The organism is Shewanella sp. Isolate8, assembly GCF_022398495.1.
Taxonomy (GTDB): domain Bacteria; phylum Pseudomonadota; class Gammaproteobacteria; order Enterobacterales; family Shewanellaceae; genus Shewanella; species Shewanella aquimarina.
Genome location: NZ_JAKEVI010000004.1, coordinates 1 through 14,800 on the forward strand (window position 1 = coordinate 1; position 14,800 = coordinate 14,800).

General features: G+C 53.9%; 11 protein-coding genes and 1 rRNA gene. 1 reads left to right on the top strand and 11 read right to left on the bottom strand.

Annotated elements, in window-relative coordinates:
- The 3 genes from L1D43_RS16295 to L1D43_RS16305 form a co-directional block, all read right to left on the bottom strand.
- Positions 1-239 (bottom strand): 16S ribosomal RNA (locus tag L1D43_RS16295); the annotation flags it as partial.
- Between the two features lie 852 nt (positions 240-1,091).
- On the bottom strand, positions 1,092-3,815 hold the full coding sequence (secA, locus tag L1D43_RS16300) for a preprotein translocase subunit SecA (RefSeq protein WP_239853271.1): 2,724 nt from the start codon (positions 3,813-3,815) through the stop codon (positions 1,092-1,094).
- A 58-nt stretch (positions 3,816-3,873) separates the two neighbouring features.
- Complete coding sequence (locus L1D43_RS16305) at positions 3,874-4,773, bottom strand: M23 family metallopeptidase (protein ID WP_041509014.1); 900 nt, start codon at positions 4,771-4,773, stop codon at positions 3,874-3,876.
- Positions 4,774-4,800: 27 nt separating this feature from the next.
- Here L1D43_RS16305 and L1D43_RS16310 point away from each other — a divergent pair, with 27 nt between their 5' ends.
- A complete protein-coding gene (locus tag L1D43_RS16310; protein ID WP_144201747.1) occupies positions 4,801-5,256 on the top strand; it encodes a DciA family protein in 456 nt (151 codons plus the stop codon).
- Positions 5,257-5,259: 3 nt separating this feature from the next.
- Here L1D43_RS16310 and lpxC read toward each other — a convergent pair whose 3' ends face one another.
- The 8 genes from lpxC to murD all read right to left on the bottom strand — a co-directional run bounded on the left by lpxC (position 5,260) and on the right by murD (position 14,798).
- Positions 5,260-6,180: a UDP-3-O-acyl-N-acetylglucosamine deacetylase gene (gene lpxC / locus L1D43_RS16315; protein WP_160798857.1), complete on the bottom strand. Its 921-nt coding sequence runs from the start codon at positions 6,178-6,180 to the stop codon at positions 5,260-5,262.
- Positions 6,181-6,360: 180 nt separating this feature from the next.
- Positions 6,361-7,536 (bottom strand): cell division protein FtsZ, encoded by a 1,176-nt coding sequence (ftsZ, locus tag L1D43_RS16320; protein WP_239853272.1) that lies wholly within the window; start codon positions 7,534-7,536, stop codon positions 6,361-6,363.
- Between the two features lie 34 nt (positions 7,537-7,570).
- The gene (ftsA, locus tag L1D43_RS16325; protein WP_011867246.1) at positions 7,571-8,806 is read right to left on the bottom strand and encodes a cell division protein FtsA; all 1,236 of its coding nucleotides are present in this window, start codon (positions 8,804-8,806) and stop codon (positions 7,571-7,573) included.
- Positions 8,807-8,809: 3 nt separating this feature from the next.
- Complete coding sequence (locus L1D43_RS16330; protein ID WP_239853275.1) at positions 8,810-9,574, bottom strand: cell division protein FtsQ/DivIB; 765 nt, start codon at positions 9,572-9,574, stop codon at positions 8,810-8,812.
- Between the two features lie 143 nt (positions 9,575-9,717).
- Positions 9,718-11,172: a UDP-N-acetylmuramate--L-alanine ligase gene (gene murC / locus L1D43_RS16335; RefSeq protein ID WP_239853277.1), complete on the bottom strand. Its 1,455-nt coding sequence runs from the start codon at positions 11,170-11,172 to the stop codon at positions 9,718-9,720.
- Positions 11,165-12,259 carry an undecaprenyldiphospho-muramoylpentapeptide beta-N-acetylglucosaminyltransferase gene (gene murG / locus L1D43_RS16340; RefSeq protein ID WP_239853279.1) on the bottom strand — a complete coding sequence of 365 codons (1,095 nt, stop codon included), beginning with the start codon at positions 12,257-12,259 and terminating at the stop codon, positions 11,165-11,167. Before murG ends, murC begins: the two co-directional genes overlap by 8 nt.
- Entirely contained in the window at positions 12,260-13,474 is a 1,215-nt protein-coding gene (gene ftsW, locus L1D43_RS16345; protein ID WP_041509007.1) for a cell division protein FtsW, read from the bottom strand. It abuts the gene before it with no gap.
- On the bottom strand, positions 13,467-14,798 hold the full coding sequence (gene murD, locus L1D43_RS16350) for a UDP-N-acetylmuramoyl-L-alanine--D-glutamate ligase (RefSeq protein WP_239853281.1): 1,332 nt from the start codon (positions 14,796-14,798) through the stop codon (positions 13,467-13,469). Before murD ends, ftsW begins: the two co-directional genes overlap by 8 nt.
- Positions 14,799-14,800: the final 2 nt, after the last annotated feature.

Below are 14,800 nucleotides of genomic sequence, written 5' to 3' on the forward strand. Positions count from 1 at the left end.
ACCTAGGTACATCCAATCGCAGAAGGTCCGAAGATCCCCTCTTTTCCCCCGTAGGGCGTATGCGGTATTAGCAGTCGTTTCCAACTGTTATCCCCCTCGACTGGGCAGTTCCCTAGGCATTACTCACCCGTCCGCCGCTCGTCAGCAAAGTAGCAAGCTACTTTCTGTTACCGCTCGACTTGCATGTGTTAGGCCTGCCGCCAGCGTTCAATCTGAGCCATGATCAAACTCTTCAATTAAAAGTTTTTTGTGGACCTAAGTCCGACTCAATGAATTCTGATTCATCACTTAGACTCGGAAGAATCTAAGGATGCTTGTACATATTGCTATGGACTCTCATCATTGCATTGAGATTTAAATCGTTTTCGATTAACTCAATACCTGTGAGTGTCCACACAGATTACTTGATAAATTGTTAAAGAGCATTTGCACATCTCGGTAGTTCCGAGTGGCTAGGGCTGCGTATTCTACGCAATCCCTTGTTCGCGTCAAGCAGTTTTTGCAAACTTTTTGAGGCTTCACTTTTCAGTGACTGACCACCCTATCGCCTTAGCTACCAAGTGTTTCGACGCCGCGTTATCTGCTTTGCCGTGTCAGTGGATGCGCATTATAGGCAGTTCTGANTCAATACCTGTGAGTGTCCACACAGATTACTTGATAAATTGTTAAAGAGCATTTGCACATCTCGGTAGTTCCGAGTGGCTAGGGCTGCGTATTCTACGCAATCCCTTGTTCGCGTCAAGCAGTTTTTGCAAACTTTTTGAGGCTTCACTTTTCAGTGACTGACCACCCTATCGCCTTAGCTACCAAGTGTTTCGACGCCGCGTTATCTGCTTTGCCGTGTCAGTGGATGCGCATTATAGGCAGTTCTGATTTGGGCGCAAGGGCTTTTTTAAGAAAAATCAGACTTTTTTCGATCTTTTTAGATAGTCACATCATACACACCATTTACCCCCAAAGTTATCCACAAGTGTCGCTATTTAGGCGCCATCTTCGCCTTAGAGGAAACGGATTTCGGGGATCAAAAAAGCCATCCTAAGGATGGCTTTTTAATATGCATGGCTAAGTTCAGCTAACCACTTACTATACTATTAGCTTAACTTGCCGTGGCACTGCTTATACTTGCGACCCGAACCACAAGGACAAGGATCGTTACGGCCAACCTTCTCACCTTCACGTACTACAGGCTGAGTCGCGGCCAAGGCTTGTGCCTCTTCTGCACCGACGAGGGCTTCCGCTTCTGCGTGCTGATAGTCGCGACGCATCTTAGCTTCTTCCTGGCGACGACGCTCTTCCATCTCTTCGACATCAGACTGAGCCTGAACCTGTACCTTAGAGAGAATGCTGATCACATCATGCTTCAAAGATTCCAACATCTGCTGGAATAGCTCGAACGACTCACGCTTATATTCCTGCTTAGGATTCTTCTGCGCATAGCCACGCAGGTGGATGCCCTGACGCAGATGATCCATTGCCGCCAGATGCTCTTTCCAGAGACCATCTAGCGTTTGCAGCATGACGGCTTTCTCGAACTGACGTAGCACCTGAGCGCCAACCATCTCTTCTTTTGCCTTATATGCCTTCACCCACATCTCGACGATACGCTCACGCAACGTCTCTTCGTGTAGATCGTCTTCCTTATCCAACCACTCCTGGACAGGCATTCTTAGGGCGTACTCTTGCTCGAGACGCGTCTCGAGACCGGCGACATCCCATAGCTCTTCGACAGACTGTGGTGGAATGTACTGGTCGATGAGACCGTTAACCACATCAGCCTGGATATTAACGATAGTATCTTGAATGCTCTCGGCATCCATCAACTCGTTACGCTGGGCATAGACTACCTGACGCTGATCGTTTGCCACATCATCGAATTCAAGCAGCTGCTTACGAATATCGAAGTTACGGGCCTCAACCTTACGCTGAGCATTCTCGATAGCACGTGATACCCAAGGGTGCTCGATAGCCTCGCCCTTCTCCATACCAAGCTTCTTCATCATAGATGAAACACGCTCAGAGGCGAAAATACGCATCAGGCTGTCTTCCATCGACAGATAGAAGCGTGATGAACCGGCATCACCCTGACGACCTGAACGGCCACGAAGCTGGTTATCGATACGACGCGACTCATGACGCTCGGTGCCTAGGATATGCAGACCGCCCGCGGCAACCACTTCGTCGTGGCGCACTTGCCAATCGGCCTTAATCTTAGCCTTCTGTTCGGCGGTTGGATTGTCGAGCGCGTCGATCTCCATGTTCCAGTTACCACCTAACACGATATCGGTACCACGACCGGCCATGTTAGTTGCGATGGTTACTGCACCACTGCGACCCGCCTGAGCAACGATCTCTGCTTCGCGCTCGTGGAACTTAGCATTAAGTACCTCGTGAGGGATCTTAGCCTTCTTCAGCAGGCTATGAAGCAGTTCAGACTGTTCGATAGATACAGTACCTACCAATACTGGTTGGCCACGGTCACGACAATCTATGATGTCTTTAATGATGGCATCGTATTTCTCTTCCGCCGTCAAATAGACAAGATCCGCGTGATCTTTACGCACCATAGGACGGTTAGTCGGGATCACCACGGTATCCAGACCATAGATGTGTTGGAATTCGAACGCTTCGGTATCGGCGGTACCCGTCATACCGGCCAGTTTCTCATACTGACGGAAGAAGTTCTGGAAGGTGATAGACGCCAGCGTCTGGTTTTCATTTTGAATATGAACCCCTTCTTTGGCTTCTACCGCCTGGTGCAGACCTTCTGACCAACGACGACCCGGCATAGTACGACCCGTATGTTCATCGACGATGATCACTTCGTTGTCTTGAACTATGTAGTCAACATCTTTTTCAAATAGGGTATGAGCACGTAGCGCCGCGTTAACATGGTGCAGCAACGAGATGTTAGTTGCCGAATAGAGTGAGTCACCCTCGGCCAGCATACCGCGCTCGGTCAGCAGAACTTCAACTTTCTCCTGACCACGCTCTGTCATGTGGACCTGCTTGGCCTTCTCATCGATAGAGTAATCGCCATCGCCGATCTCTTCCTCGGTATCTTCCTTCTCCTGACGGATAAGGTGAGGGATAAGAGTGTTGATCTTGATATACAGCTCAGAGCTGTCTTCGGCGGCGCCCGAGATGATCAGTGGCGTACGCGCCTCATCGATCAGAATCGAGTCGACCTCATCGATCAGTGCATAATGCAGTGGACGTTGCACGCGCTCATTAGGTGAGAACGCCATGTTGTCACGCAGGTAATCGAAGCCAAACTCGTTGTTAGTACCATAGGTAATATCTGACGCGTAGGCCATCTTCTTCTCGGCCTGACCCATACCGGCGATATTCACGCCGACAGTCATGCCCAGAAACTCAAATAGGGGACGGTTGTTTTCCGCATCGCGACGGGCAAGGTAGTCGTTCACTGTGATCACGTGAACCCCTTTGCCGGTCAGGGCGTTCAAATAGGCGGGGAGTGTTGCGGTCAGCGTCTTACCTTCACCGGTACGCATCTCTGCGATGCGGTTACTGTCGAGCACCATACCACCAAGCAGCTGCACGTCGAAGTGGCGCATCTCAAACACACGCTTAGAGGCTTCGCGTACCACGGCAAAGGCTTCCGGCATGACATCGTCCAGCGTCTGGCCCGATTCCAATCGCTCCTTAAACTCGGCCGTCTTGGCCTTGAGTTCCTCGTCGGATAACTTCTCAAAATCCGCTTCGAGGGCATTAATCTTTGTGACAATCTTACCGAGAGTTTTTAGGGTGCGATCGTTACGACTACCAAATATTTTTGTCAGTAATTTACCAAACATCTGAACCACTTTTATGTTGTTGGCTAAGTCCCTGTCGAGTCTAAAAGCCTATTTTAGTTTAACCTGCCTTGCGGTAGACATACTTCTTAGGATCTATCTGCTGTCCACCACGCAACACTTCATAATGCACATGGGGACCGGTCGAACGACCCGTACTCCCCATTTTGGCAATACTTTCGCCTTTTGCGACCACATCACCTACAGCTACTGACAAAGACTTATTGTGTCCATAGCGAGTTCGCAGACCATTGCCATGATCTATCTCGACCAACTCACCATAACCAAACATATTGCCTGCCCATGTTACGACGCCGCCCGCGGTGGCGACAACATCGGCTCCCTCTTTGCCGGCAAAGTCTATGCCTTTGTGCATGGTTCTGCGGCCGTTAAAGGGATCATTGCGTAAACCGTAGGGCGAAGATAACCAACCTTTCTGGATGGGACGCCCCGAGATATAACGTTCTTCATCTATATGGAGATTAGATGTCACCGTTTCAAGTAGTGATAATTGAACATTATTGTTATCTATTCGTGACACTAGCCTATCCATGTCCTGGATAAGCTGATCGAGTTCGATGTTGCTGCCCAGTTCGCTCAGGCCGCCAACACCGACTTCAGAAGAGAAATCGAATTGATCTTCGAGTTTGTAATCTTTTGCAACTTGCTGGCCCAAGGCCTCGAGACGAGCCACCTTAGCCTGCATCTTTGCTACATGGGTAACCAAAATCGCCAATTGCGATTCGGTCGCGCCTTTAAGTTCGATAAGCTCGTTTTTCTGCTCTTCACGAGCGACACGTTCGTTATCGACGCTGGCCTGCTGTTGCTGAATTTGTTTGGCGTTATGCTGATATAAGCCAGTGCCTGCGGCAATAAGCAAAACCGGTAATAATAGCCAACGCTTACCCGGCTGCCAGCGCGTCGCACCATTCCGACCTTGAATAAAAACTGTTACACTCATAGCCTCATTAAGCCATTTTATTATGTTATGAAAAAGCCCCCGCAGGACCTCAGTCAATTACTGCTTCAGCAGGGTCAATTGCCCTCTATCGCCGAAAAAGCAGAACTACTGCTTCACCTAGATCACTATGTTAAACAGGTGATCACCGGTCCTGTCTCGGAACAACTAAAAGTCGCCAACTTCCGTCAAGGTGTGCTCGTTATCGAAACCAGTACCGCCGCATGGGCTGCGAGAATAAACTTCCAAAAACCCAAACTTTTACAGCAGTTACAAGCCGAAACGCTCCCCATGCTGTCCGCTATCGAGGTTAAAGTCAACCCAAGCCTGAAAATGTATGAGACAAAATCAAAGCAGGCTCACAACCAGATAAGCGAAACCGCTGCGGCGCATATCGACGCCTTGGCCGAGCATATAGAAGGTTCCCTAGGCCAAAAACTAAAACGGCTGGCTGCTTTAGCCAGCCGTTCAAGGCAATCCAAATAGGCGTTACGCCAATACCGCACCGGCTGGCACAGCGAAACTGACTGGTACCTCTTCTTCCTTTTCGAAGCTTACCAATTCCCAAGCATCTTGCTCGGCTAACAGGGCACGAACCAGCTGATTGTTCAGCGCGTGGCCTGTCTTGAACGCACGGAATTCACCGACGATAGCGTGGCCGGCGACATAGAGATCACCGAACGCATCGAGAATTTTGTGCTTAACAAACTCGTCCTCATAACGCAGACCATCGGGGTTGAGGACGCGATATTCATCAAGCACAACGGCGTTTTCCATGCTGCCACCTAATGCCAGGTTGTTGGCGCGCAGATATTCGATGTCGCGCATAAACCCGAAGGTTCTGGCACGGCTGATATCACGCACGAAGGCAGAAGAGGAAAAATCCATCACCATATGCTGCTGACTTCTGGCGATCTCAGGGTGGTTAAAATCGATCGCGAAATCGACTCTGAACCCCTTGAATGGACGCAGTTCGGCCCACTTATCACCGTCTTCAACACGCACGGGGCGCTTGATTCTTAGATATTTCTTTGCTGCGGTTTGCTCCTGAATACCGACTGATTGCAGCAGGAAGACCCATGGGCTGGCGCTGCCATCCATAATAGGGATCTCAGGGGCATCGACTTCGATTGTCGCGTTGTCTATGCCTAAACCTGCCAATGCGGCAAATAGATGCTCAATGGTCGAGATACGAACACCTTCGTCATTCACAAGCGCCGTACACATGGTCGTCTCACGCACTTGATCCGCCTTGGCGGCAATGGCCACGCTTGGCGTCAAGTCGGTACGTACCAACACGATCCCTGTATTAACTGGCGCGGGTTTGATCGTCAAAGTCACCTTGTTACCGGAATGCAATCCGACACCGGTGGTCTTAACCATTTCTTTAACAGTTCTTTGAAAAATCATTTAGTTACCCGTTATATCACAACAAAAAAGCGTTTATTTCTGCACAGCAAAGCGGCGCACAAGGGCGCAGCAGGTCGGACATGCTAGCATATCTTTGCCAATTCACCAAAATTTTACCGACGAAAATCGTCGTACCACATCCTGGTATATGGCGCCGACTAGCACGCTCGTACCCGAAGACTAGTCAGCTTGCTTACGCAAAAATGCCGGTATATCTAAGTAATCAAGGTCACTCTTAGGCGCGGCAGCCGCAGCAGGTTGTGCCACCTGCACAACATTGCCCGCTCCCATCGCCTGTGGGACAGCTTCTTCCACTGGAAGTTCAATCTTGACCTCAGGTGCTGGCGCTGGCTCAGGACGTGGCGCAGGCTTAGAAACCAATTGAATATCAGGCTTCTTCTCGGCGCCGATACCGGTTGCCACAACCGTTACACGCAGCTCATCGCTCATCTCTGGGTCGATGACCGCCCCCACAACCACAGTCGCATTGTCTGACGCATAAGCCTTAACATGGTTACCCACTGTCTCGAACTCTTCGATGCTCATGTCCATACCGGCTGTGATGTTCACCAATACGCCACGGGCACCAGCCAGGTCGATATCTTCCAGCAACGGGCTGGCCACGGCAGCTTCGGCGGCTTCTTCGGCGCGATCTTCACCGCTGGCGACGCCTGTACCCATCATGGCATTACCCATCTCAGACATCACAGTCTTAACGTCGGCGAAGTCGACGTTAATCAGACCCGGACGGGTGATAAGCTCGGCAATACCTTGTACCGCGCCGAGTAGCACGTTGTTGGCCGCCGCAAACGCATCTAACAGCGAAGTACCACGCCCCAGGACCTTGAGCAGCTTCTCGTTTGGAATGGTGATCAGCGAGTCCACATGCTTAGCCAGCATCTCGATGCCCTGGTCGGCATAAGCCATACGCTTCTTACCTTCGAATGGGAACGGCTTGGTCACCACGGCAACAGTCAGGATCCCCTCTTCACGGGCGATCTCGGCCACGACAGGTGCGGCACCTGTACCCGTACCACCACCCATACCGGCGGCGATAAAGATCATGTCCGAGCCCTTAATCGCGCTGCGGATGTTCTCTCTGTCTTCTTCAGCCGCCAGACGGCCGATCTCTGGGTTGGCGCCTGCGCCAAGGCCCTTGGTGACATCACGACCCAACTGAATGGTGGTGCCCGCCGCCGATTTGCGTAGCGCCTGGGCATCGGTATTGGTTGCAACGAACTCAACACCCTCGATATTGTGTTTCACCATATGCTCGACGGCGTTACCACCACCGCCACCGACGCCGATGACCTTGATCACCGCCTCATCGGAATGACTATCCATGATCTCAAACATGGTCTTTTCTCCGTTTTAGTCTGCGTTATTAACCTTAAAACTCACCCTTAAACCAGCTCTGGACCCGATTCCAAAGACTGGTCACCCCTTGGCGCTCTGGGCGCTCGAACTGTCGCTCGAGCACTCGTCTTGCACCATAATGTAACAACCCAACACCCGTGGAGTAGATGGGTTGGTTCACATATTCAAATAATCCTTTCACCGGCAACGGCTCAGCCACCCTAACCGGCATACCAAAGGTCGCCTCTGCGACGTCTACCGCCCCCTCGATAGAGGCTGTGCCACCTGTCAACACGATACCGGCGGCGACCTGATCTTCCAGGCCGCAGTCTCGCAACTCTTTACGCACCAGCTCGAACAGCTCCTGATACCTTGGCTCAACCACCTCGGCCAAGGTATGGCGCGACATGGTGCGCGATGGGCGTCCGCCCACTGATGGCACTTCGATGCTGTCTTCGCGGCTCACCATGGCGCTTCTGGCGCTGGCGTACTGCACCTTAATCTGCTCGGCGTGTGACAACGGCGTGCGGAAGATCTTGGCGATATCGCTGGTTACCTGATTACCCGCCACAGGCACCACGGCACAGTGACGCAGGGCGCCATTGGTGTAGATAGTGATATCTGTGGTGCCACCACCCATATCTACCAGACAGACACCCAGATCTTTCTCATCATCGGTGAGCACGGCATCTGCCGAGGCGATCGCCGAGAACACCAGGTCATCTACCTTCAGGCCGCAACGCTCGACGCTCTTGGTAATGTTCTTGGCCATATCATTGGCGCAGGTAACGATATGCACCTTGGCTTCCATACGCATACCCGACATACCTATTGGGCTGCGGATTCCGTCCTGAACATCGATGGCGTACTCTTGTGGCAAGACGTGCAGAATACGACGCTCCGTCGGGATCTTCACCGAGCGGGCGGTATGGATGACGTTGTCCACGTCTTCCTGAGTTACCTCTTCGTCGTTAATCGACACCATGCCGTTTTCGTTCTGACACTGGATATGCTTGCCCGAGATCCCCAGGTAGACCGAGGCTACCTGGCAGTCGGCCATCAACTCGGCCTGATCCAGTGCACGCTGCACACTACGCACGATAGAGTCGAGATCGTTCACCCCGCCCTTATCCATGCCGCGAGAGGGGTGACTGCCGAGGCCGACCACACTGATCTCGCCATCGGGTAATACCTCACCGATGATCACAGCAACTTTGGACGTTCCTATGTCTAATCCAACGATCAGATTTCTATCTTGATTCTTGGTCATTAATTAACGGCTCTCATCTTGTGCTTCATCCCAACCTACGGCCAATCCGGTATCGTAGCGCAAATCGACTCGGGCAACGGGCTTATCCTGTTTCACCAATGTGGGATACACATGGATAAAGCGCTGCACCCTTGCCATCTTATCTTCCCTTCCCAGCTTCAACTCTATGCCGTTGGCCAGCACGGCTAGCCAGGCATGTCTGGGGCTTAACTCTAAACGGGCCAAATCGAACCCGTTGATCTTCAATAATTCACTCACCTGGCGATAGTTAGTCAACACTGACTTCGCCTGGTCTTCCGGGCCGACCAGATTGGGTAACTGGCCTATACCCTCACGCAGCGGCGCCTTAAACACCTGCCCCTGCTCGTTGAGCCAATCTGTCTCGTTCCAGTGGGCGACCGGCGTCTGCTCCACCAGATACACCTTCAACTTTGCAGGCCACTCGCGCCGTACCGAGGCGTGGTAGACCCAGGGCAGATTCTCCAGCGCCTGCTGCACCTGGTTCACATCCGCCGAGAAGAAGCTTCTCTGCATCAGATCCTGCAGCGCACTGCGTATCTCGGCATCGCTGGTAAACTGCCTGTCACCCTTTATCGCCACCGCCTCGATAGGCAGGGCATCGGCATCGTTCAACACCAGGTGTAGCTTCCAGCCTCCCATCGACAAGCCACACAGCACCAGGAAAAGAAAAATCAAGCCGAAACACAGGTACCAATCGACCTGTCCCAACCTACTTTTCCAACGGCTACCTAGCTCTCTTAAGGACACTGCTTATCGCCCTAACGCATCATTTAATGTATAAAAATCAATCAACTTACTACCAGAGGGCAGTCGTAAGGAACCGGCCATTATAACTACCTCACCTCTAGCGTCAAAAGCTTCATCGAGGCCAGGGCAAGATGCCCTCAACCTCATTGGTTTTCCGACTCAAACTGCAACCCGGCATCGGCCAGTTGACGACTCACCGCGCCGATATTGCCGGCCCCTTGGGTCAGCAGCAGATCGCCCTCTTGCAACACACCAGGCAGAATGGTCTGCAGCTGCTCAGGTTCGGCCACGAAGATAGGATCTATCTGGCCACGCTGACGAATCGAGCGGCACAGGGCACGACTATCCGCCCCCGGCACAGGCGCCTCTCCGGCACTATAGACATCGAGTAACAGCAGGCAATCTACCTGGGCCAACACCTCGACAAAATCATCATAGAGATCTCGGGTGCGGCTATATCTGTGGGGCTGATAGATCATCACTAGACGTTTGTCTGGCCAGCCGGAACGTGCCGCCTTAATGGTTGCCGCCACCTCGCTAGGGTGATGACCATAGTCATCGACCAGCATCACCTCGCCTGCGGCCGTGGTAAATTCACCCAGCTGCTGGAAACGACGACCTATGCCCTGAAACTCATCCAGGGCACGGATGATCGCCTCATCTTCAATCTCATCTTCTGTCGCCACGGCAATCGCGGCCAGGGCGTTGAGCACATTGTGACGACCGGGCAGGTTAACCCGCAGTTCCAGATCCGTCATGCCTTCACGGCGCACGGTAAAGCGTGAACTGTAGCCCTGCTGCTCGAAGTTAAGCGCCTGCACATCGGCATCATCGCTGAAACCATAGGTCACGACCTTACGACCGATGCGTGGCAGTATCTCTCTCACCACAGGATCATCGATACAGGCCACGGCCACCCCATAGAAGGGCAGGTTATGCAGGAAATCGACAAAGGTGGATTTCAGCTTCTCGAAATCTCCCTCATAGGTATCCATGTGGTCGGCTTCTATGTTGGTCACCACGCTCACCATGGGCTGCAGATGCAGGAAGCTGGCATCGCTCTCGTCCGCCTCGGCGATTAGGTAACGGCTCTTACCCAGGCGGGCATTGGTACCGGCACTGTTAAGCAGGCCGCCGATCACGAAGGTAGGATCCCGCTCGGCCTGACCATAGACGCTGGCGATAAGGCTGGTCGTAGTCGTCTTGCCGTGAGTACCGGCCACCGCCACACCATGACGATAACGCATCAGCTCGGCCAACATCTCTGCCCGGCGCACGATAGGGATGCGTCGCTCCTGCGCCGCTAAAATTTCTGGGTTACTGGCATCGATAGCCGTGGAAACCACCACCACATCGGCACCCTCAACCTGATCGGCATGGTGACCGATGAAGATCGCCGCGCCGAGTCGTTTAAGACGCGCCGTCACGGCGTTCTCGGCGATGTCGGAACCACTAAGACGATAACCTTCGTTTACCAATACCTCGGCAATACCGCCCATACCCGCGCCGCCGATCCCCACAAAGTGGATCCGCTTGACGCGACGCATCTCTGGAATGATGGTTCTTAATTGGGCGTACTTCTCTTCGGTTTTAATCATCTTTTTCCTTACTTGCCAGCGCGATACACACATCGGCGACCCGCTCTGTGGCATCTAACACAGCAACACTCTTGGCCAGCTGCCCCATCTCGATGAGGGCCTTACGGTCTGATGCCAAGATCTGCAACTTGCTGATCAACTTCTCACTATCTAATACTGTCTGCGGCAGCAAAAATGCGCCGCCCGCTTCCACCAAGACCTGGGCGTTCTTGGTCTGGTGATCGTCTACCGCATGGGGGTAAGGCACCAAGAGACTCGGTAGCCCCACCGCCGCTACCTCTGACACCGTCAGGGCGCCCGCACGGCACAAGATCACGTCGGCCCAGCGATAGGCCGCTTCCATATCATCGATAAACTCGGCCACCTTGACGCTGCCGGACTGCCCCAGCTGCAGATATTCCGCCTCCACCTGCGCCTGGTTGCCCTTGCCCACCTGATGCCATACCGTCATCGAATGGTGCTGAGCCACCGCCGCCGTCACGCTCGGCATCAGGTCATTAAATACCTTGGCCCCCAGGCTGCCACCGACCACCAAGACCCGCAGCGCATCGTCTTGAACACTTGTCTGCTCGCTACGCCCCAGGGCAATCAGCTCGCTGCGGATCGGGTTACCCACCACCTCGGCACCGCCCTCGAAGGTGTTTTCGAAGGCGCACAGCACACGGCTGGCGATACGCGACAACAACTTGTTGGTCATGCCAGGGATGGCATTTTGCTCGTGCAGCACCAAGGGAATACCGCTTAGCTTGGCGGCAACCCCACCCGGGCCACTGGCAAAACCGCCCATGCCCAGCACCACATCGGGCTTAAACTCTTTGATCACCTCACGCGCCTGCATGATGGAACGCAAGATCTTAAAGGGCGCCGCGAGCTTACGGATAAGGCCGTTGCCACGCACCCCCTTGATATCGATGAATTCGATATCGAAACCATGTTGAGGCACCAGACGCGCCTCCATACGATCGGCGGTGCCCAGCCAGCGTACCTGCCAGCCCTGTTTGGCTAACGCTTTGGCCACGGCCAGCGCCGGGAACACGTGTCCACCCGTGCCGCCTGCCATGATCAAAATACGTTTCTCTAGCGCCATCTACTTCACCTTGCCTTGTACCGCCTGAATCAGGCTTAATCTTCTCTCATGATCGATACGGATCAATATCATTGCCGCCGCCGTCATCACCCACAGGCTACTACCACCGTAGCTGATAAAGGGCAGGGTCAAACCTTTAGTCGGCAACATGCCTATGCTGGCGCCTACGTTGACCACGGTCTGGAAACAGATCCAGATGCCGATGGCATAGGCCAGATAGCCCTCGAATGCCCTGTCACCGAGCAAGCACAAGTTGCCCAGCTTTATCGCCCTCAGGGCGACAAACAGCAAAACCGACAACACGGCAATAATGCCGAGGAATCCAAGTTCTTCACCGATCACGGCGAAGATAAAATCTGTGTGGGCCTCGGGCAGGTATTCCAGTTTCTGAATACTGTTACCCAAGCCCTGCCCTAACCAGTCGCCGCGGCCATAGGCCATCAGCGATTGGGTAAGCTGATAACCGCTACCGAAGGGATCCTGCCAGGGATCCAGAAACGAGGTCACCCGTCGCATACGGTAAGGCTCCAGTAATACCAGGCCGACGAAGGCCATGGCCCCGGTCAAGATCAGCGCGAAGAAGTCGAGCAATCTTGCACCGGCTAAAAACAACAGACCCACAGTCCCGACAAACAGCACCACCACAGTGCCAAGATCCGGCTGCAGCAGGATCAGGAAGGCATACACGGCAAACACGGCAATCGGCTTATAGAAACCCTTGGCGTTTTCCCGCACCTCCTGATGACGACGCACCAGATAGCCAGCCATATACACGGCAAAGACAAATTTGGCCAACTCGGCGACCTGAATACGAATAGGGCCAACCGACAACCAGCGGGTCGCGCCGTTTACCGTGGTCCCGACGATCGGCACCGCCACCAACATGATTCCCACGACCAGCAGCATGATCGGGCTCAGCTGCTGCCAGCTATGCATCTCTATCTGTAACACCACGGCGGCAATCAGGGCGCAGCCCACCAGGTAGGCCACATGGCGCCACACGAAGTGATAGGGATTCCCCGTCAGACTCGTGGCCTCGGGCATAGAGGCCGACATCACCATGATGAAGCCGAAACTTATCAGAGAGATGACCGCAAACAGCAGGGCTCTGTCATAGAGCTGCATGCCCGGCGCCTCGCGTTGACTAAACAGGTTCGGCAGCGACCAGCTAAGGGAGCTACCAAACAGGCTTAGTTGACGCTCGTCGCTACGCATGCATCACCTCTTGGGCCAACGCGGCTACCTGGGCACGAAAATCATCGCCCCTGGCCATGAAATTGGCGTACATATCTAAACTGGCGCAGGCCGGTGACAGCAACACGAGGTCGCCAGCCTTGGCCAAGCTGGCCGCCTGAGTCACCGCCTCTTGCATCGACTCGACGCGAATGGCGCCATCAAACTGCTCGGCGATCCTGTCACCATCCTTGCCCAAGGTGATCACCTGAGCCACATCCAGCAGCACGCCATGCAGCGCCGAGAAGTCGGCGCCCTTGCCGTCACCGCCGGCGATTAAAATAATCTGCCCCTGATGCTCACTCAGCCCCTGCAGGGCCGCTATGGTCGCGCCCACATTGGTCGCCTTGGAATCGTTGACATAACTTACGCCCAGGTGTTTGCCCACCAATTCGCAGCGATGTGCCAGCCCCTTAAACTGTTTTGCCACCTCGACCATGGCCGCCTTCTCCACGCCAGCGCTATCGGCCAACGCCATGGCAACCAGCAAGTTGGCCTGATTGTGACTACCTACCAGCGCGACCTGATCGGCGGCGACATATTCGGTCGAGCCATGGACTAAGATGCCATGATTAACACCCCACTCGTCGCCCTCGGGCAGAGAGAGGCCGAAACTGTTCTGGTTCATCGGCTCGTTGGGGCGGGTCAGCAGATCGTCACGATTGAAGATGGCCAGCTTGGTCTGGTCATACAGACGCAGCTTGGCCTGACGATAGCTCTCGAGATCCGAATACCTGTCCATATGATCTTCGCTGATGTTCAGACAGGTGGCACTGATGCAGTTGAGGCTAGCCGTGGTCTCAAGCTGAAAACTCGACAGCTCAAGCACGAACAGCTCATTATCACCCTCGAGCAGATCCAGCACAGGCACACCGATATTGCCGCCCACGGCCACCTTGATGCCCGCCTTAGCCGCCATCTCACCCACGAGCGTGGTCACGGTCGACTTGCCGTTAGAGCCGGTAATGCCTATGACGCAGGGCTCACGGCCCTGCAAGGCTCTGGCAAATAGCTCGACATCGCCGACGATATCTATCCCCATGTCCACTGCCGCGCGCACCTCGGCGGTATCCAGCGGGATGCCTGGGCTAACGACTATCTGACTGGCCTGCACCAGGTAGCGACAATCGAAACCGCCGGTGAGCAGTAGCACCTCGGGAAACTCCTGACTCAGGGTCTCGCGACCCGGCGGATTCTCGCGGCTGTCCATCACCAGTGGCGTGATCCCCTGCTTAATGAGATAACGCACCACCGAGAGCCCTGTGGCCCCCAATCCTAATACTATGTGCGTGTACTGACTCGCCATGG